The sequence below is a fragment of the Gaetbulibacter sp. M235 genome (assembly GCF_043876835.1).
GTDB lineage: Bacteria > Bacteroidota > Bacteroidia > Flavobacteriales > Flavobacteriaceae > Yeosuana.
Genome location: NZ_JBAWJZ010000011.1, coordinates 69,558 through 88,847, shown reverse-complemented (window position 1 = coordinate 88,847; position 19,290 = coordinate 69,558). Strand labels below are relative to the sequence as shown.

Genomic DNA, 19,290 nt, shown 5'->3' with positions numbered 1-19,290 from the left:
AAAATATTGTCAAAAAATCATTGGCACTTCAATGAACAATAAACTAGAATCTTCCTCTACACTAATTTTAAAAGTATCGGTTTCTGAAACACCAATGGCATCACGGCTTTCCAATACCTGATTATCAATCAATACTTTACCATTAATGTTCATTATATATACACCATGATTTTTACTTTTAAGTTTATATTCAAACTCACTAGTTCTATCTAAGTCAATTCTTGAAATTACAGCATTTTGATGAATTTTCAAACTTTCTTCATGAGCATCTTTAAAAGATGTTACTAAGGTTTGAAGTTTGTTTTTTCTTTCATTTACATCAAACTTTTTTTGATCGTAACGCGGTTTAACATTTTGTTCATCTGGAAATACCCAAATTTGAAACAGACTTAAGTGCTCTTCATTTGAACCATTAATTTCTGAATGTTGCACACCAGTTCCAGCACTCATTACTTGTACTTCACCAGGTAATACAGGAATCCATTCATCACCCATGTTGTCTTTATGTTTTAAAACACCTTTAAGAAGTATTGTAATAATTTCCATATTATCGTGTGGATGCGTTCCAAATCCCATTTTTGGTGCAACTATATCATCATTTAATACACGTAATGCTCCGAAATGTACTTTATCTGGATTGTAAAAACCTGCAAAACTAAATGAATGGTTAGCTTGCAACCATCCATGATTAGCAAATCCTCTACTATCGGCTTTATGGGTTATTGTTTTCATTTTTTATTCCTTTCTTTAATTTAATTATCTCATTTTATCAAGCAAATTACTTAACTGTTCTGCTTCTTGTTCGTTTAAATTTTTTAATAATTCTTTATTTAAATTATTTGGTATCGATTTTAAAAGGCCTTTCCCTTGTGTGGTTATGGATATTTTTACCACACGCCTGTCATGATCACATGGTAAACGATCAATATATTTTTTTGCACATAATTTATCCATTAACCTAGTGGCATTAGGTGAACGCTCAATCATTCTGTCCTTTATAATTTGAACATTTAGTGGTTCATTAGCTCCATTTAATATCCTTAAAATATTGTATTGCTGTGGTGAAATACCATAGGGCTTAAAAAATTCATTTTGACTACTAGAAATCCAACTGGCTGTGTATAATATGTTTAACAATGCTTTAATTCTATTATTAGCAAATGTTGAATTAATGTCTTTTGATAGATCTCCCATTTTATTAATTATTTAAATAATACATCGGCATATTGTTCACCTTTCTTTTTAAAAACGGCGAATGCAAATGGACAAAGAGGTTTTATTTTTATATCTTTTTCTCTAACAAAGTCAACGGCAGCTTCAACAAGTTTGTATCCAACACCTTGCCCTTTAAAAACTTCATGAACTTCTGTATGCTCAATAATTATGTTTTTTCCAGCATAAACATAGGTCATTACTGCTTCTTGATTGTCATTAAGCATAACAAAAAATTTGCCTTTATGTCCGTTTTCTTCTTGTTTAATTTCCATTTTCATAAGTTATTTTGAAATTGTTGAATAGAATTTTTTAATTGAACATTAAAGTCTTCATCGACAATTTTTCCGTCAGCAAAATTATTCCCGAAAAAAGGTAATGAAAATACTTCAACGATATTTGCATCATGATAAGGAAACCTTTTCTGTGCAATTTCTAATACTGATGCTCCACCTCTACCTCCTGGAGATGTTCCCATTAACAACATTGGTTTATTAAAAAAAGTTTTACCTTCTATTCTAGTCATCCAATCAAATAAATTTTTGAATGCCGTTGTATATGCTCCATTATGTTCAGCTAATGAAAGAATAATACCATCAGATAATTTTATACGTTCTAAAAATTTATGTGCATTTTCTGGAATACCATAGTCCTTTTCATAATCTAACCCATATATTGGTAATTCAAAATCATTTAAATCTAATATTTCAACATTTATATTTTTCAATAAACTTGAAGCATATTTTACTAATTCTTTATTGATTGACTGTTTACTATTTGAACCTGCAAAGGCTATAATTTTTTTCATTCTTTAATTATTAGAGTACAAATGTACAACAATATTTTTTATTTTCCAAGGAATATATTTCCATGTAATATTTAAATTAATAATAAAACCCAATCTCTTGGGTTTTATGTTTCATTAAAAATTAAAACTGTGCAATTTCCGTACTATTTTTCATGGCAGCAGTACTGGTTGTTCCGGCTGTGACAATATTTTGAATTTCATCGAAATAAGAAGTGCCAACAAAACTTTGGTGCTTAACAGCTTTAAAACCATGTTCTTGAAGTTTAAATTCTCTTTCTTGCAATTCAGAATAACCAGCCATTCCCCTTTCTCTGTATGCTTTAGAAAGTTCAAACATACTTGTATTTAAGGCATGAAAACCAGCTAAAGTGATAAATTGATATTTATATCCCATTTTTGCTAAATCCTCTCTAAAAGTTTCCATTTCCTTTACACTTAATTTAGCAGCCCAATTAAATGAAGGAGAACAATTATAAGCTAATAATTTTCCTGGGAATTTAGCATGAATTGCATCAGAAAACTGTTTAGCTTGAGCTAAATCAGGGTTTGAAGTTTCCAGCCATAATAAATCTGAATAAGGCGCATAACTCAATCCTCTGTCAATACCTTGTTCTATACCATTTCTAACATGAAAAAAACCTTCCGATGTTCTTGTTTCACTTTTAATAAATTTTTTATCTCTTTCATCTATATCACTAGTTAATAAATTTGCAGCATCCGCATCGGTTCTGGCAATAATCAGTGTCGGTACATTCAAAACATCTGCCGCTAAACGTGCTGCAATTAATTTATTTATAGCTTCTTGAGTAGGCACTAACACTTTGCCTCCTAAATGCCCGCATTTTTTTGCGGAACTCAATTGATCCTCAAAATGTACTGCTGAAGCTCCACTTTCAATCATCGATTTCATCAATTCAAACACATTTAGGTTACCACCAAATCCTGCTTCTGCATCAGCTATTATAGGTACTAAATAATCTTTTTTGTCATTAGTCCCATTAACTGTTTGAATTTGATCTGCACGTAACAAAGCATTATTAATACGCTTTACAACTTGCGGAACACTATTGACAGGATACAAAGATTGATCTGGATACATATGACCTGATAAATTTGCATCTGCAGCAACTTGCCAACCGCTAAGATAAATTGACTCTAAACCTGCTTCAACTTCTTGGACAGCTTGATTGCCAGTAAGAGCCCCAAGTCCAGCAACAAAATCTTGAGAATTTAATTTTTTCCAAAGTTTTTCTGCTCCTAATCTAGCAATAGAATGCTCTATAGTATATGAGCCTCTAAGTTTAACTACTTCTTCAGCAGTGTAAGGTCTTACAATGTTTTTCCAGCGATTGTTTGTTAGCCAATCAGTTACTAAAGCTTGAATTTGATCTTTTTTTTCCATAATTTTGAGTATTAATAAATTTATTTATTGTCCCGTATTTTATAATGTTAGCGCATTGATACGGGATTTTTTTTATACGTATTTGTATGCTGGTATTGTTAAAAATTCAATGAAAGGATCTGCTAGAATTAAACTTTCAAATAATTTAAAAGCCAACTCAAATCTTGTTTCATTCATTTTTTCATTCCCAACAAAATCTATAATTTTTTGTGTCTCTTCATTAAATATTTTATTGAAGAATTTTAAAGTAAATTTTCTACCATCTTCTAAAATGACTTCATTTTTCAACCATTGACAAACCTGTGTTCTCGATATTTCTGCTGTAGCTGCATCTTCCATTAAATTATACAATGCAACAGCTCCATTCCCTCTTAACCAAGCTTCTAAATAAAGTATTCCAACATTTATATTTTTACGAATTCCTGATTCTGTAATTGTACCGGTAGGAATTTCAATCAAATCGGATTCAGTTACCACAACATCACTTCTATCAACAAATATTTGATTTGGAGTCGGCATATGTTTATCAAAAATATCCATTGCTACTTTTACTAAACCTGGATGTGCAACCCAAGTGCCATCATGGCCATTTTTAACTTCTCGTTCTTTGTCAATTCTCACTTTTTGCAAAGCTATCTCATTGGCTTCTGTATCGTTGCTAATTAGAATTTGAGCAGCCATTCCACCCATGGCATGAATACCTCGCTTATGGCATCTTTGTATAACCAATTTTGAATACGCAGCCATAAAAGGTGTTTCCATGGTCACCTGATCCCTGTTTGGAACCATATATTCTTTACGATTTCTGAATTTTTTGATGTATGAAAAAATATAATCCCATCGCCCACAATTTAGACCTACAATATGCTCTTTAAGCTTATAAATAATTTCATCTAACTGAAAGCTTGCTGTAATAGTCTCAATCAATACTGTTGCTTTAAATGTGCCTTTTGAAACACCCAAATATTCTTCGGCGAAATTAAAGACATCATTCCACCATTCGGCTTCCAGATAATGTTCTAATTTTGGTAAGTAGAAATATGGTGCTGTATTATTTGATAATAAGATTTTTGTGTTATGAAATACATAAAGTCCAAAATCTAATAAACTTCCAGAAATTTCTTCATCATTAATAAGTAAATGGCGTTCGTTTAGATGCAATCCTCTTGGACGCACAATTAACACTGCCAAATCCTTATTCAATTTATAAGACTTCTCCTTTTTTAAATCGAAATAAGAGATAGTACGTTTATTAGCATCAATTAAGTTAAATTGACCTTCAATAGTATTGCTCCATGTTGGAGAATTACTATCTTCAAAATCAGCCATAAATGTCTTGGCTCCAGAATTAAGTGCATTTATCACCATTTTACGATCGACAGGTCCAGTTATTTCAACTCTTCTGTCTAATAAATCATTTGGTATGGCAGCAGCTTTCCATTCACTTTCCCTGATATTTCTTGTTTCTCTTGGGAATTCAGGCAACTTACCTCTATCAAATTCTTTTTGTTGCATTTTTCTTCTTTGTAATAACCGCAATCTTTTACTGTTAAAACGAATATGAAGAGCAGACAAAAATTCAAGCGCATCCTTAGTTAGAATTTCAGGATAATGATGTTTTGCTTCCTTGGCAAACTTAACATTTGTTTGAGTTAATAATTTTTCTTCCATGACTATTAAATTTTCTAAGCAATAATAAAACAAACTTTTTAAAAAAACAAGCGAACGTTCGCTATTTTTTATTATTTCGTTTTTTTTATAATATCCGCAAATAATTGTATATTTGTTTTATAATTATGGAAGAAGAATATATTAAACTTATTTTAGGCTTAAAACTTAAGCAAATAAGAACAGATAAAAATCTGTCACTCTTTGGTTTATCTAAACTGACAGGTTTATCAAAATCATATTTGAACGAGATTGAAAAGGGAAAAAAATATCCTAAAACAGATAAAATAGTATTGTTATCTGAAGCTTTGGATACACCTTACGATCAATTAGTTTCATTAAAGCTAGATAAAAACTTAGCTCCTATTGGGGAAATTTTAAAATCGAAAATATTAAAAGAAATACCGCTAAACCTTTTTGGAATCCAGGAAAGCGACCTTATCGATATCATTTCAGAAGCTCCTGCTAAAGTAAATGCCTTTATAAGTACCATTATAAAAATTGCTCAAAATTATAACTTTAGCAAGGAAAGTTTCTATTTGGCTTCATTAAGATCATATCAAGAAGCCAATAACAACTACTTCGAGAACATTGAAAAACAAGTGCAGGATTTCACTAAATCCTATCACATAGATGTCACAAAACCTATAGAAGCAAAAGAACTAGAGGAGATTTTAATTGAGGAATACGGATATATTATTGACGAAAAAGAGTTAGATAAGCATAACGAATTACATAATCTAAGATCTGTTTTTATTCCTCAAACTAAAACTCTTTTACTTGCAAAGCATATGGATGATGCTCAAAAGGCTTTTATTTTTGGTAAAGAAATAGCCTATAATTACTTGGATTTTAAAGAGAGGTTATATACGTTTTCGTGGATTAAGTTTGAAAATTTTGAACAGGTACTTAACAATTTCTATGCATCTTATTTTGCTGGCGCTTTATTGGTAAATCAACAAAGTATTAATAAAGACATAAATGATTTATTTAATAAAAAATCATTTGATAAAGATTTGTTTTCAAAAATTCTTAATAAATACAATGCATCTCCCGAAACCTTTTTTCAACGTTTAACCAATGTATTACCAAGCGAATTTAATATTACAAACTTATTTTTTTTACGGTTTACACATAAAAAAGGCAGTTTTAAATATCATTTAAACAAAGAATTGCATTTAGCTCACCAACATTCTCCACATGCTAACGAAACCAATGAACATTATTGCAGACGATGGGTTTCTTTAAAAGTATTGAATGAAATTACTGAAAAAAATATTCCAGTATTTGACCTTCAAATATCACATTATCCATTAGATAATTTTTCTTACGCAGTACTGTCATCTGCAACAAAAGACCCGTTTAGAGATGATTATTTTAGAAGCATAAGTATTGGTATTTTAATTGACAAACAATCTAAAAGGAAAATTAATTTTTTAGATGATCCTAATATCCTTACAAACAATGTTGCTGTTACATGCGAATCTTGCAGCATTAAAAATTGCGCTGAAAGAGTTGCTGAACCAATAAATATTGAAAAGCAAGTAACCAACGAAGTCATTGAGAAAGTGGTTTCTGAACTTAACCAAAAGTTTTCAAAATAACCAAAGCAAATTTGTATTTTAGTACCCTTATAATACAATAACAACTGATGGATATTAACTTCAATAAAAACGAAGATCATAATAAACTCCTAATTTCTGAGCTTAACAACAGACTTGCTAAAGTACATTTGGGTGGAGGAAAAAGTAGTGTTGAAAAGCATCACGCAAAAGGCAAAATGACAGCTCATGAGCGTATTAATTATTTATTGGATTCTCATTCAAAATCCATAGAAATTGCTGCTTTTGCTGGCGAAGGCATGTACGAGCAACATGGTGGTTGTCCATCTGCTGGCGTTGTTGTTAAAATAGGTTATGTAAAAGGAAAACAATGCATTGTTGTGGCCAACGATGCCACTGTTAAAGCTGGTGCTTGGTTTCCTATAACTGCAAAAAAAAATCTAAGAGCACAGGAAATCGCTATTGAAAACAAATTGCCAATTATCTATTTGGTAGATAGTGCAGGTGTTTTTTTGCCATTGCAAGACGAAATATTTCCAGACAAGGAACATTTTGGGCGCATTTTTAGAAATAATGCCATAATGAGCAGTATGGGAATAACACAAATTGCTGCTGTAATGGGAAGTTGTGTCGCTGGTGGTGCTTACTTACCTATTATGAGTGACGAGGCTTTGATTGTTGATAAAACAGGGAGTATTTTTTTAGCAGGAAGCTATTTGGTCAAAGCTGCTATTGGAGAAAGTATTGATAATGAAACCTTAGGTGGAGCTACAACCCATTGTGAAATTAGTGGTGTGACTGATTATAAAGCAAAAGATGATAAAGATGCTTTAAATACTATTAAAAACATTATTGACAAAATTGGTGATTTTGACAAAGCAGGATTTAATAGAATAGAATCTGGTAAGCCAAAAGAAAATCCTGAAGAAATATATGGAATTATACCAAAATCGAGAGCTGACCAATATGATATGTACAGTATTATAAAAAGATTAGTAGATAATTCTGAATTTGATGAATATAAAGCTGGTTATGGTAAAACTATTATTACTTGCTATGCAAGAATTGATGGTTGGGCAGTTGGGATTGTTGCCAATCAGCGTAAACTTGTTAAAACAAAACAAGGAGAAATGCAGTTTGGTGGCGTTATTTATAATGATAGTGCTGATAAAGCCACTCGTTTTATAGCAAATTGCAATCAGAAAAAAATTCCTTTAGTTTTTTTACAAGATGTTACCGGTTTTATGGTAGGTAGCAAAAGTGAACATGGAGGCATCATTAAAGATGGCGCTAAAATGGTGAATGCTGTAAGCAATTCTGTTGTTCCAAAATTCACCATCATAATTGGAAATAGTTATGGTGCAGGTAATTATGCTATGTGTGGCAAAGCTTATGACCCAAGATTGATTGTTGCATGGCCAAGTGCTGAGCTTGCAGTTATGAGTGGAAATTCTGCAGCTAAAGTATTATTACAAATTGAGACAGCTTCACTAAAAAAGAAAGGAGAAATCATAACCAAAGAAAAGGAAGGAGCTCTTTTTAATAAAATAAAAGACAGGTATGATGCTCAAGTATCTCCCTATTATGCGGCTGCAAGAATTTGGACAGATGCTATTATTGACCCATTGGATACTCGAAAATGGATAAGTATGGGTATAGAAGCTGCAAACCATGCTCCTATTGAGAAAAAATTTAATTTAGGCGTTTTACAAGTTTAGCTAATCCCTAATTTTTTTAATATTTTTTTCCTTTGAATTTTATCAGAAATGATTTCAAACTTTTTTACATTGTAAATTTTCTTAGGTTTTTCGTATTTGCCCAAAACATTAAATACAGACGGGTCAACATTATTAGAATCATTTTCTAAAATAAGTATAACTTTTTCGCCTAATTTTTCATCTTTTTCAGAAGCTATAAAAAACTTACTGTCTATTTTGCCAAATAGTTTTTCTTCAACAACTTCAGGAAAAATTTTAACACCACCAGAGTTTATGACATTGTCAAACCTTCCTAACCATTCAAATTCTGTATCAGAATACAATTTAACTATATCATTTGTAACTATTGGTAATTTTACAAGATGTGGAGAATTTATGACTAAACAACCTCTTTCATCTTGAGAAACAGAAATATCAGGTAAAGTTTTAAAAGTTGATTTTACACTTTCATCCGATTTGAAATTATTGAGAGCTCTTAACGCAATATGAGTTGCTGTTTCAGTCATACCAAATGATTCATAAATATTTGAAGGGAAATCTTTTATTGCTTCAATAAGGTCATTAGATACTTTTACACTACCTAAAATAATGTTTTTAATATTACCAACTTTGTCAATAGAGTTTTGTAATTGAATTGGTAACATGGCACAAAAATCATACTCCTTTTTAGAGTTAAAAACAAGTTTTGATGATGGTTCAACAAGGTCCAATTCCAATCCTAATATCATAGCTCTTACAAGCATCATTTTACCAGCAATATATTTAGCTGGCAAACAATGCAAAGCTTTATTTCCAGGAGTAAGATTAAAAAAATCACCAGTAAAAATTGAAGAATTGACCATAGCTTGTTTGTCAAGCTTAATAAGTTTTGGTTTTCCTGTAGTACCAGTCGATTTTACTTTTATATAGGTTTTAGAATCTAACCAATCTATTAAAAAGTCTCCAATGGCTTCTTCATAAGGAAGCCCTTCTTTAATAAAACTATATGCTATTTCTTTAATGTCTTCTTGGTTATAATTTACGCCGTTAAGCTTAAATTTTAAATGTACTTTATTGTAATTAGGTATCACGTATAAATCGGTTTTGGTCTTTAACTTTTAATCTTCTAATTGAGTTTGTTCTACTTTTCCAAATAGCTTATCTTTCCAATTAGTCCATCTGTATTTTTTGGATAAAATTAATAGAATAATTGGAAATACTATAAATACTGGCATAAATATATCTACAAATCCAGCTTCTGTTGGATCTGACATATCTTTTAAAATAGAGTGTGTTTGAAACGCTGTCCAATCGGCAGTAACTAACAAAGCCGTAAACAAATTATTTGCAGCATGAAAACCAAGCGAAAGCTCCATGCCTTCATCCATCAACGTCATGATTCCAAGAAACAACCCTGTTCCTATGTAATATATCAATATAACGTTTCCCAGTTTATCTACTTCTGGATTTGAAATGTGCAACAATCCAAAAGCAAAAGAAGTTATTAATAATGGTGCCCATTTGTTTTTTAAAATAACTCCTATCCCTTGCATTAAATAACCTCTAAACAAATATTCCTCAAAACTTGTTTGAAATGGCACTAATAAAATTGCTATCACACATAAAATAATAAAAGGAATTGGTTTAAAATTTACCACATAATCTTCTGGCGAAAAATAATAATCAATAAGTACAAAACCAGTTGAAACAATACCCCAAAGGATAAAAATAAACCAAAAGCGTTTCCAGTCAATTTTTTTTCTTGACGTGGTTAATTGTGCAAAAGTTTCCTTATGTAAATATTTAGCAACTAAGATTATACCTACTAAACCAACAGCAAATGATAAAAGCATTAGAAACAAATTTAAATTGGGTTCTAATAAGCTCATCATTTTTTGCTCATCAAGTCCTAATATACTATCTCCATTTTCATATGCTTTCAAAAAAACTGCAGCTGTAAAAGGAATTTGTCCAATTATTACTGCAATAATTATTATAATTAATCCAATTAAATACCGCCACCACTCGTGTAAAACATTAAACGCTTGAGATATATACATATGCTATAAGTTAAAATTCCAACTATTATTAATATTATAATGAAGTGCACCATTTTTAACTAGTAAAGGCGACTCAAAATTATTTGTAAATAAACTACCAGTTCCTAATCCTTGAGGCATTAAACTATGTTTTGTAAAAGTATATTGTGCAATGGAGTTAAGCCCAATATTACTTTCTAAAGCGCTAGTTATCCACCAACCAATCTCGTTGTTTTCTGCTATTTCTATCCAATCATCACTTCCTTGAAAACCGCCAACTAAAGTGGGTTTTAAAATGATAAATTGTGGTTTTATCGTTTTAAGTAACTCTTCTTTTTGCTCTTTTGAAAAAACACCAATTAATTCTTCATCTAAAGCAATTGGTAAAGGCGTACTTTCACAAAGCTTAGCCATTTCATTAATTTGACCTTGTTTTATAGGTTGCTCAATAGAATGAATATCTAAATCTGATAATCTTTTTAATTTTTCTAAAGCATCAGTAGATGAAAATGCTCCATTTGCATCAACTCTTAATTCAATATCATTAGACGAAAACTCTTTTCTTATGGATTTTAATATTTCTAATTCAGATTCAAAATTAATAGTTCCAATTTTCATTTTAATGCATTTGAAACCAGATTCTATTTTGTCTTTAATTTGTTGACGCATAAAATCTTCACTACCCATCCAAATCAATCCATTTATTAGTATTGATTTTGCGCCTTTTGTAAATTCCGAAGGAAATAATTCAAACTGATTTTTTGATTCTAATGATTTAAAAGCCATTTCCAAACCAAATTGAATGCTTGGAAATTCGGTCAATTCATGTAATAAATCTTTTAATTCAAAATTAATATGCGCACAAGTCCATCGAAGTTTTTCTTCAAAATCAGGTCGGTCATCAATTGATAATCCTTTAAACATACCACATTCACCAATTCCTTGTTTACCGTTAAGAGTAACGATAATAAACCAAGTCTCCTTGCTTTTTAAAACACCACGTGATGTTCTGCTAGGTTGTTTAAAGTTTAAAACGTGTTTTTGGTAAGTTGCTATTTTCACTTGCCAAAATTACTTAAATAATTTTCATTTTATAAGGAAGAAATAAAATCAAATTAAAGTTCAATACTTTCACCTATTTCTAGAAGCATTAAATCTTTTCCATTATCAAAAAACTTGCGTTTGGCATCTTCGTGGTTAATTTCAATGTAACCAAAAGTATCAAAATGATATCCAAGAACTTTGTCGCATTTTACAAAATTACTTGCCAAAATAGCATCATCAACACCCATTGTAAAGTTGTCTCCTATAGGAAGAATCGCTAAATCTAATTTTATGTAAAGAGGAATAAGCTGCATATCCATTGTTAGCGCAGTATCTCCAGCTATATAAATATTTTTATGTTCTCCTTCAATAACAAAACCTCCTGGTTGGCCACCATAACTACCATCAGGGAAAGATGATGTGTGTATGGCATTGACATATTTTACGTTGCCAAATTCAAAATCCCATTGACCACCAAGGTTCATAGGATGACCTTCAATTCCTAATTTTTCAAAGTATGAAACAATTTCAAAATTTGAAACTATAACAGCATTCGTTCTTTTGGCTATGGCTTCAACATCTAAAATGTGATCTTGGTGCGCATGTGTTAACAAAATATAATCTGCTTTTAATGTTTCAATATTAATCATTGAAGCTTTTGGGTTGGCAGAAATAAAAGGGTCAACTAAAATATGAATATCTCCAACTTGAATGCCTAAAGAAGCATGCCCAAAAAATGTAATTTTCATGTGTAAAGAATTAATTAATTTTAAATAAGTAAAATACATAAAATCTACAACAATTGCCCAATTCCCATAAGGATTGCTAAAAGAAATGTTGTAATAGCAACTTTTTTTAATTCTGGGTCAAGTAGTTTTAAATCCACATTTTTTTTAACCCTAATCAAATGCAAAACTAGAGGAATGTACATTACGACAAAAATGAAGTTAGTTGGTGATGTAAAATAAAATATTCCAAATAAAGTCGATAAAACAATAGCCAATAAAATTAAAGTGTAATGATAAATCTTCATATTCTTTTGGCCAAGCTTAATTGCTAAAGTGATTTTTTGAGATTTTTTATCAGATTCAAAATCACGCATGTTATTAAGATTAAGCACAGCAACACTTAATAATCCAATAATTATTGCTGGCAAAAATATGACATGATCTATTTGTTTTGCATATAAAACGTAACAACCAATAACACTTACCAAACCAAAAAATATAAAAACAAAAATATCACCTAAGCCCTTATATCCATAGGCATTATTACCTACAGTATACCTCATTGCTGCTATTATGCTACCTGTTCCTAAAATAAAAAAAGTTAATGCTAAAAAAAAGTGTTTAGCCCTAAATGAGATAAAAATTAGCATTGTAGCTAAAATAATTGCTATTAAAATGCATATTTTAATAGCATTGAACATGCTTTCAGGTGAAATTTTACCACTCTGAATAATCCTTTCAGGACCTATTCTATCATTATTATCGGTTCCCTTTACCCCGTCTCCATAATCATTAGCTAAATTAGATAGAATTTGAAAACTTAAAGTTGTAAGAATAGCAAGAGTGAATATTTTCCAATTAAAAAACCCATTATACTCTGCAAAACATGAAGCTAAAATAATTCCTGAAACTGATAAAGGTAAGGTCCTTAATCGCATAGCAGAAATCCAAAGAGAGAAATTTTTCATACTAAGGGATCCATTTTTTTTCAAAATTAGGTTTGCGCTTTTCTAAAAAAGCATTTCTGCCTTCTTTTGCTTCATCTGTCATATAAGCTAAACGTGTTGCTTCACCAGCAAATACTTGTTGTCCAACCATTCCATCATCAGTTAAATTCATGGCGAATTTCAACATTTTTATTGATGTTGGAGACTTAGCTAATATTTCCTGGGCCCATTGGTAAGCAGTAGATTCTAATTCGTTATGTGGAATTACAGCATTTACCATTCCCATTTCAAAGGCCTCTTGAGCAGTGTAATTTCTTCCTAAAAAAAAGATTTCTCTCGCTCTTTTTTGACCAACCATTTTTGCTAAGTATGCAGACCCATAACCACCATCGAAGCTAGTAACATCTGCATCGGTTTGTTTAAATATTGCGTGTTCTTTACTAGCTAATGTTAAATCGCAAACAACATGCAAACTATGTCCACCTCCAACAGCCCAACCAGGAACAACAGCAATCACAGCTTTAGGCATAAACCTAATCATGCGCTGAACTTCTAAAATATTTAATCGATGGTAGCCATCTTCTCCAACATAACCTTGATGGCCTCTTGCCTTTTGATCACCACCACTACAAAATGAATAAACCCCATCTTTTGATGAAGGTCCCTCTGCAGATAATAAAACTACTCCAGTATTCACGTCTTCATTAGCATCATAAAATGCATCATATAATTCGCTTGTTGTTTTGGGTCTAAATGCGTTTCTTACATTTGGTCTATTAAATGCTATTCGGGCTACACCATTACATTTTTTATACGTAATATCTTCGTATTCCTTGGCTGTAACCCAATTTACTACTTCCATATTTAATATTTTATTCAAAAATATATTTTATTTTAATAAGACTTGTCTTTTAATTTTTAAAATTAATTTTTAATTGATTCTAATTTGATATCCGTCAAATTTTTTAAAGCAAAAAAGTTTAGAAATATCCTACAAATTATTTGTTGATTTTGTATACAAATCATATCTTTACTAATAAAATTTATAAAATAAACACAAAAACAACAAAATCAATGAATTATCCATATAAAAATACGCATAAGTGAGTATTTTTTATGAATTTTTTAATACTTATATTTACACATATTAGAAATTTCGGATGAAATATTTATAATAATGAAATTTTTACGTACAGATGATGTTTTGTTAACGAATAAAAAAGTATTTAATCGATAAATTAATTATATTTACAAAGCCTAAACCCCTAGTCTATGATATATACAATTACTATTTCTTTATTAGTTTTAATAGCTATAAATTTTTTATTGTTAAGGTTTAGCTGTAATAAAACTAATAAAAGAACAAAAGCTAATAATAGACCTATTATACTTTCAACAAAAGTTACCAGCTTACCGGTTTCAGAAAAGCTTGCTCCAACAGGAAGTTAGTTTTACTAAAGTGTTTGTTACCAAACCACAGTCCTCTGTTTGCACTTAATGGCGAAGGATGACCGCTTTGTAAAATTTTATGTTTTTTTATATCTATTAATTTTGCTTTTTGTTTTGCATAACCTCCCCAAAGTAAAAAGATAACATTATTTTTTTCTTCACTAATTATTTTTATAACAGCATCTGTAAATGTCTCCCAACCTTTATTTTGGTGGCTTCCTGCTTCATGGGCTCTAACTGTTAAAGTTGCATTTAATAATAAAACTCCTTGGTCTGCCCAACGCAATAAATTACCACTTTTAGGATATGGAATTCCCAAATCTTTCTCAATTTCCTTAAAAATATTAATAAGTGATGGCGGATGCTTTATTCCATCATTTACCGAGAAGCATAATCCATGAGCCTGACTATTATCATGATATGGATCTTGCCCTATAATAACCACTTTAACATCATTAAAATGGCAATGTTCAAAAGCATTAAATATTTGATTTCCTGGTGGAAAACATTGACATTTTGAATATTCTTCTTTAACAAAACTTACTAAATCTTTAAAATATGATTTCTCAAATTCAGGTTGTAAATGAGATTTCCAACTATCATGTATATTTACATTCATACTTACCTTTAAAATTGTTCTAAAAATAATACTATCTTTATTCTTATAAAATTTTAACCATTGAAAAAACTTCAATTTCCAACCGCTCAAACCATATTGCTTTTAATTGCCGCACTAGTTGCTTTACTTACTTGGTTTATTCCTGCCGGAAAATATGATACTTTATCTTATAATGCTTCTGAAAAAACTTTTACGGTAAATAGTTTAGAAAAACAAAAGCAATTAGAGGCTTCACAGGAAACCTTAACCAATTTAGGAGTAAAAATACCCCTTGAAAAATTCACAAGTGGAGATATTTGGAAACCTATCAATATCCCAAATACCTATAAAAAGTTAGAAGCTAAACCTCAAGGTGTTTTAGATTTTATTAAATCTCCCATAAAAGGAATCATTGAAGGAGCCGACATCATTTTTCTGGTTTTGGTCATTGGTGGGTTGATTGGAATCATGAATCTTACAGGTGCCTTTGATGCTGGTATATCTTGGATGGCAAAAGTTTTATATGGAAGGGAATACATCCTGATTATATTAGTCACATTTTTAATTTCATTAGGTGGCACTACATTTGGTTTGGCTGAAGAAACTATTGCTTTTTACCCTATTCTTATTCCTATTTTTTTGGCCGCAAAATATGATGCTATGGTAGCATTAGCTTCTATTTATATTGGTTCTTCTATTGGAACCATGTATTCAACAATCAATCCTTTTAGTGTTATTATAGCTTCAGATGCTGCAGGAATTAATTGGACAACTGGTATTAATGGTAGATTTATATTATTTGCTTTGGGAACACTTATTTGCATTCTATATATAATTCGTTATGCACAACGTGTTAAAAAAGACCCATCAAAATCAATTATTTATAGCCAAAAAGAAGAAATAGAAAATCTTTTTGGTAATACTACAAATTCAACGGTTAAGTTAACACTGCGTTTACGTTTAATCATTTTCATTTTTTCAATGTCTTTTGTGGTAATGGTTTTTGGTGTATCAACACAAGGTTGGTGGTTTATTGAAATGTCTTCTGTATTTTTAGTTGGTGCTATTCTGATTGGGTTTATTGGTAAAATTAAAGAATCTATATTTGTAGACAGTTTTGTTAAGGGAGCAAGTGATTTATTAGGTGTTGCTCTTATAATTGGAATAGCCAGAGGAATTACTGTACTTATGAATGATGGATTGATAAGTGATACAATGCTTTATTATGCCAGTAATATAACAAATGGCATGAACAAAGGTTTGTTTATAAATGCCATGTTATATATATATGGTGGCTTATCATTTTTTATTCCGTCATCATCTGGAATGGCTGTACTTACAATGCCCATTATGTCACCTTTAGCAGATGGTGTTGGAATTGGCAGAGAAGCCGTTGTAAATGCCTATCAGTATGGTCAGGGTTTATTTGCTTTTATAAATCCAACAGGTTTAATTTTAGCATCCTTAGCAATTGTAAAAGTTGGATATAACAAATGGTTGAAATTTGTAATGCCTTTAGTTTTTATCTTATTAATTTTTACAATGATAGCGTTAACAGTCTCAGTATATCTTTAGGATAAAATTCTAACCATTAATTCTTTTAGTAAATCTCCTTGAGGTACCGAATTTGAATTGACTCCTTTTCCCTTAAGGTCAAATTCCCGTAATGCTGAAATCACTGTACTTACTTTTTTCATAGGAAAATTACGAGCTGCCAACACATAGTCATTAACAAAATATGGATTAATGCCTAAAGCCGAAGCAACATTTCGAGGTGATTTATCATTCAGTCCATGAAATTGAAGTAATTGTGTAAAAAAACTAAACAATAAAGACACCGTAACAACCATAGGGTTATCTTTTGGGTTCTCAGAAAAATAGTTAATTATTTGATAAACTTTAATATTATTTCTTTCTCCTATTGCTTTACGTAATTCGAAATTATTAAAGTCCTTACTAATTCCTATATTTTCTTCAATAAGTTCTGGAGTAATTTGTGTTTCCTTTGGAATAATGATTTGAAGTTTTTCAAGCTCATTGCTTATTTTACTCAAATCAGTTCCTAAAAATTCAACCAGCATCTGAGCAGCTTTAGGAGAAATAGTATATTTTTTTGAAGCTAAAACTCTTCTAATCCAATCGGAAACTTGATTTTCGTAAAGTTTTTTGCTTTCAAAAACTATCCCTACTTTATTAATGGCTTTATATATTGATTTTCGTTTATCTAGCTTTTTATACTTGTAATTAACTACTAAAACTGTTGAAGGTTGAGGATTGCTTGCATAAGCTTCTAATTTATCAATAGTTCTAGATAAATCTTGAGCTTCTTTAACTATCACAACTTGTTTTTCAGACATCATAGGGTAACGTTTGGCGTTTTCAACAATATCATCTATACTAACATCTCTTCCATATAGAACCACCTGATTGAATCCTTTTTCTTCTTCTGAAAGCACATTTTTTTCAATAAATTCTGAAATCTTATCAATATAATAAGGTTCTTCACCCATTAAAAAATAAATAGGTTTGATTTGTCCGTTTTTAATATCTGTAACTAATTGTGTGACTTCGTCCAAAATGTAAAATTTCAAATTAAAAAAATCAAATCCCAAAAACATGTACAGTAATTTGGTATTTGAATATTGTGGTTTAACTTTGAATTATCAAAATATATAATGTGTTGCAAGAACTAAACTTTCCAAAGTTTTCGTTTCGATTCAAAAATAGCGAAAATAAAATTTCTATTTTCGATGTTATTCGCAAAAGATTTGTAATTCTTCAACCCGAAGAATGGGTTAGACAGCATTGTGTGCATTATCTAATTGAAAACAAAGGTTATCCCAAATCTTTAATTAATGTTGAAAAAGAGTTAACCGTAAACAAGTTGCGTAAACGTTATGATATTGTAGTTTTTAACTCAGATGGAAGTATTTATTTAATTGTTGAATGTAAATCTCCAAAGATTACTATAAACCAAAGCACTTTCGACCAAATTGCTCAATATAACTTAAGTTTAAATGCATCGTATTTAATGATTACTAACGGATTAAATCATTATTATTGCCAGATGGATTTTAAAGAAGAAAAATATCAATTTTTAAAAGATATTCCAGAATACATTAAATGAAAGTAGCCATCGTTATTTTAAATTGGAATGGAAAAAAACTTTTAGAACAGTTTTTGCCATCAGTTATTGAATATTCAGAGCAAGCAACGATTTATGTTGCAGATAATGCATCTTCGGATGATTCTATAGAATTTGTATTGGAGAATTTCCCATCGGTTAAAATCATAAAAAACACGGAAAATGGTGGTTATGCAAAAGGATATAACGACGCATTGAAAGATTTAAATGAAGAAATACTATGTCTGCTTAATAATGATATTGAAGTTACTAAAGATTGGCTTTTACCAATATTGGGCACTTTTGAAAAAGAACCTAATACAGCCATTATTCAGCCAAAAATATTGGACTATAAACAAAAAGATTATTTTGAATATGCCGGTGCTGGAGGTGGTTTTATTGACAAATTTGGGTATCCATATTGTCGTGGTCGAATTTTTAATACTATTGAAAAGGACTTAGGACAATACAATGATATTGAAGATATTTTTTGGGCATCTGGTGCGTGTCTGTTTATTAGGAACCACGTTTTTAAAAAACTCAATGCTTTCGATGAAAATTTCTTTGCGCATATGGAAGAAATAGATCTATGTTGGCGTGCCAAAAACTTGGGATATAATGTGATGTATGTTGGAGAATCTGAAGTTTATCATGTTGGTGGAGCAACGCTTAACAATTCAAATCCTAAAAAAACGTACCTTAATTTTAGAAATAGCTTATACGCTTTAACAAAAAACGCCAAAGGCAATTTATTCCTTTTAATCTTAACAAGGCTAATTCTGGATGGTGTCGCTGGCGTGAAGTTTCTACTTGAATTTAAATTAAAACACATAACGGCAATTATTCGTGCTCATTATAGTTTTTATTCACATTTAAGTGTGCTTTTAAAGCAAAGAAAATCACTAGAAAAAAGAAAAAAATATTACAACCTAACATCTATAGTTTTAAATTATTACGTATATAAAAATAGACTTTACAAAAGTTTATAACTAGTTAGTAAAAGTTTTGTTAA

At 30.4% G+C, this 19,290-nt stretch carries 19 protein-coding genes; 5 read left to right on the top strand and 14 right to left on the bottom strand.

Going from position 1 to position 19,290, the window contains the following annotated elements; translation table 11 throughout:
• Window positions 1-9 precede the first annotated feature (9 nt).
• The 6 genes from V8G69_RS15280 to aceB all read right to left on the bottom strand — a co-directional run bounded on the left by V8G69_RS15280 (window position 10) and on the right by aceB (window position 5,093).
• A complete protein-coding gene (locus V8G69_RS15280) occupies window positions 10-732 on the bottom strand; it encodes a pirin family protein (protein ID WP_394882974.1) in 723 nt (240 codons plus the stop codon).
• A gap of 24 nt (window positions 733-756) precedes the next feature.
• The gene (locus V8G69_RS15275) at window positions 757-1,194 is read right to left on the bottom strand and encodes a MarR family winged helix-turn-helix transcriptional regulator (RefSeq protein ID WP_394882973.1); all 438 of its coding nucleotides are present in this window, start codon (window positions 1,192-1,194) and stop codon (window positions 757-759) included.
• A gap of 8 nt (window positions 1,195-1,202) precedes the next feature.
• Window positions 1,203-1,487 (bottom strand): GNAT family N-acetyltransferase, encoded by a 285-nt coding sequence (locus V8G69_RS15270; RefSeq protein ID WP_394882972.1) that lies wholly within the window; start codon window positions 1,485-1,487, stop codon window positions 1,203-1,205.
• Between the two features lie 2 nt (window positions 1,488-1,489).
• On the bottom strand, window positions 1,490-2,020 hold the full coding sequence (locus V8G69_RS15265; RefSeq protein ID WP_394882970.1) for an NADPH-dependent FMN reductase: 531 nt from the start codon (window positions 2,018-2,020) through the stop codon (window positions 1,490-1,492).
• 121 nt (window positions 2,021-2,141) lie between these two features.
• Window positions 2,142-3,422: an isocitrate lyase gene (gene aceA / locus V8G69_RS15260; RefSeq protein ID WP_394882969.1), complete on the bottom strand. Its 1,281-nt coding sequence runs from the start codon at window positions 3,420-3,422 to the stop codon at window positions 2,142-2,144.
• A 72-nt stretch (window positions 3,423-3,494) separates the two neighbouring features.
• Complete coding sequence (gene aceB, locus V8G69_RS15255; protein ID WP_394882968.1) at window positions 3,495-5,093, bottom strand: malate synthase A; 1,599 nt, start codon at window positions 5,091-5,093, stop codon at window positions 3,495-3,497.
• A 125-nt stretch (window positions 5,094-5,218) separates the two neighbouring features.
• Here aceB and V8G69_RS15250 point away from each other — a divergent pair, with 125 nt between their 5' ends.
• Window positions 5,219-6,694, top strand: a complete 1,476-nt coding sequence (locus V8G69_RS15250; RefSeq protein ID WP_394882967.1) for a helix-turn-helix domain-containing protein — start codon at window positions 5,219-5,221, stop codon at window positions 6,692-6,694.
• Window positions 6,695-6,741: 47 nt separating this feature from the next.
• Complete coding sequence (locus V8G69_RS15245; RefSeq protein ID WP_394882966.1) at window positions 6,742-8,370, top strand: acyl-CoA carboxylase subunit beta; 1,629 nt, start codon at window positions 6,742-6,744, stop codon at window positions 8,368-8,370.
• Here V8G69_RS15245 and V8G69_RS15240 read toward each other — a convergent pair.
• From V8G69_RS15240 to V8G69_RS15210, 7 genes are all read right to left on the bottom strand, one after another.
• The gene (locus V8G69_RS15240; protein ID WP_394882965.1) at window positions 8,367-9,440 is read right to left on the bottom strand and encodes an AMP-binding protein; all 1,074 of its coding nucleotides are present in this window, start codon (window positions 9,438-9,440) and stop codon (window positions 8,367-8,369) included. The two genes, V8G69_RS15245 and V8G69_RS15240, sit on opposite strands and share 4 nt — an antisense overlap.
• Before the next feature lie 27 nt (window positions 9,441-9,467).
• A complete protein-coding gene (locus tag V8G69_RS15235) occupies window positions 9,468-10,409 on the bottom strand; it encodes a CPBP family intramembrane glutamic endopeptidase (RefSeq protein WP_394882964.1) in 942 nt (313 codons plus the stop codon).
• Between the two features lie 3 nt (window positions 10,410-10,412).
• Complete coding sequence (locus V8G69_RS15230) at window positions 10,413-11,450, bottom strand: o-succinylbenzoate synthase (protein WP_394882962.1); 1,038 nt, start codon at window positions 11,448-11,450, stop codon at window positions 10,413-10,415.
• Window positions 11,451-11,503: 53 nt separating this feature from the next.
• Window positions 11,504-12,181, bottom strand: a complete 678-nt coding sequence (locus V8G69_RS15225; protein ID WP_394882961.1) for a metal-dependent hydrolase — start codon at window positions 12,179-12,181, stop codon at window positions 11,504-11,506.
• 44 nt (window positions 12,182-12,225) lie between these two features.
• On the bottom strand, window positions 12,226-13,128 hold the full coding sequence (gene menA / locus V8G69_RS15220) for a 1,4-dihydroxy-2-naphthoate octaprenyltransferase (protein WP_394882960.1): 903 nt from the start codon (window positions 13,126-13,128) through the stop codon (window positions 12,226-12,228).
• A 1-nt stretch (window position 13,129) separates the two neighbouring features.
• Window positions 13,130-13,969, bottom strand: a complete 840-nt coding sequence (locus V8G69_RS15215; RefSeq protein WP_394882959.1) for a 1,4-dihydroxy-2-naphthoyl-CoA synthase — start codon at window positions 13,967-13,969, stop codon at window positions 13,130-13,132.
• Window positions 13,970-14,509: 540 nt separating this feature from the next.
• Window positions 14,510-15,175: a uracil-DNA glycosylase gene (locus V8G69_RS15210; protein WP_394882958.1), complete on the bottom strand. Its 666-nt coding sequence runs from the start codon at window positions 15,173-15,175 to the stop codon at window positions 14,510-14,512.
• 60 nt (window positions 15,176-15,235) lie between these two features.
• On the opposite strand from V8G69_RS15210, the gene V8G69_RS15205 reads away from it, so the two are divergent.
• Window positions 15,236-16,729 carry a YfcC family protein gene (locus tag V8G69_RS15205; RefSeq protein WP_394882957.1) on the top strand — a complete coding sequence of 498 codons (1,494 nt, stop codon included), beginning with the start codon at window positions 15,236-15,238 and terminating at the stop codon, window positions 16,727-16,729.
• On the opposite strand, the gene holA is transcribed toward V8G69_RS15205, so the two are convergent.
• Window positions 16,726-17,730, bottom strand: a complete 1,005-nt coding sequence (gene holA, locus V8G69_RS15200; RefSeq protein ID WP_394882998.1) for a DNA polymerase III subunit delta — start codon at window positions 17,728-17,730, stop codon at window positions 16,726-16,728. The two genes, V8G69_RS15205 and holA, sit on opposite strands and share 4 nt — an antisense overlap.
• 104 nt (window positions 17,731-17,834) lie before the next feature.
• On the opposite strand from holA, the gene V8G69_RS15195 reads away from it, so the two are divergent.
• Together V8G69_RS15195 and V8G69_RS15190 are read left to right on the top strand one after the other, a co-directional pair.
• Window positions 17,835-18,281: a type I restriction enzyme HsdR N-terminal domain-containing protein gene (locus tag V8G69_RS15195; protein ID WP_394882997.1), complete on the top strand. Its 447-nt coding sequence runs from the start codon at window positions 17,835-17,837 to the stop codon at window positions 18,279-18,281.
• The gene (locus V8G69_RS15190) at window positions 18,278-19,267 is read left to right on the top strand and encodes a glycosyltransferase family 2 protein (RefSeq protein ID WP_394882956.1); all 990 of its coding nucleotides are present in this window, start codon (window positions 18,278-18,280) and stop codon (window positions 19,265-19,267) included. The genes V8G69_RS15195 and V8G69_RS15190 overlap by 4 nt, the downstream gene beginning before the upstream one ends.
• Window positions 19,268-19,290: the final 23 nt, after the last annotated feature.

What these genes read in the sequence shown, in the direction of transcription:
- V8G69_RS15275 (WP_394882973.1), bottom strand. Translation starts at nt 1,194, where the DNA reads ATGGGAGATCTATCAAAAGACATTAATTCAACATTTGCTAATAATAGA.
- V8G69_RS15245 (WP_394882966.1), top strand. Translation starts at nt 6,742, where the DNA reads ATGGATATTAACTTCAATAAAAACGAAGATCATAATAAACTCCTAATT.
- aceA (WP_394882969.1), bottom strand. Translation starts at nt 3,422, where the DNA reads ATGGAAAAAAAAGATCAAATTCAAGCTTTAGTAACTGATTGGCTAACA.
- V8G69_RS15190 (WP_394882956.1), top strand. Translation starts at nt 18,278, where the DNA reads ATGAAAGTAGCCATCGTTATTTTAAATTGGAATGGAAAAAAACTTTTA.
- V8G69_RS15280 (WP_394882974.1), bottom strand. Translation starts at nt 732, where the DNA reads ATGAAAACAATAACCCATAAAGCCGATAGTAGAGGATTTGCTAATCAT.
- V8G69_RS15265 (WP_394882970.1), bottom strand. Translation starts at nt 2,020, where the DNA reads ATGAAAAAAATTATAGCCTTTGCAGGTTCAAATAGTAAACAGTCAATC.
- V8G69_RS15215 (WP_394882959.1), bottom strand. Translation starts at nt 13,969, where the DNA reads ATGGAAGTAGTAAATTGGGTTACAGCCAAGGAATACGAAGATATTACG.
- V8G69_RS15270 (WP_394882972.1), bottom strand. Translation starts at nt 1,487, where the DNA reads ATGGAAATTAAACAAGAAGAAAACGGACATAAAGGCAAATTTTTTGTT.
- menA (WP_394882960.1), bottom strand. Translation starts at nt 13,128, where the DNA reads ATGAAAAATTTCTCTCTTTGGATTTCTGCTATGCGATTAAGGACCTTA.
- V8G69_RS15250 (WP_394882967.1), top strand. Translation starts at nt 5,219, where the DNA reads ATGGAAGAAGAATATATTAAACTTATTTTAGGCTTAAAACTTAAGCAA.
- V8G69_RS15210 (WP_394882958.1), bottom strand. Translation starts at nt 15,175, where the DNA reads ATGAATGTAAATATACATGATAGTTGGAAATCTCATTTACAACCTGAA.
- V8G69_RS15235 (WP_394882964.1), bottom strand. Translation starts at nt 10,409, where the DNA reads ATGTATATATCTCAAGCGTTTAATGTTTTACACGAGTGGTGGCGGTAT.
- aceB (WP_394882968.1), bottom strand. Translation starts at nt 5,093, where the DNA reads ATGGAAGAAAAATTATTAACTCAAACAAATGTTAAGTTTGCCAAGGAA.
- V8G69_RS15225 (WP_394882961.1), bottom strand. Translation starts at nt 12,181, where the DNA reads ATGAAAATTACATTTTTTGGGCATGCTTCTTTAGGCATTCAAGTTGGA.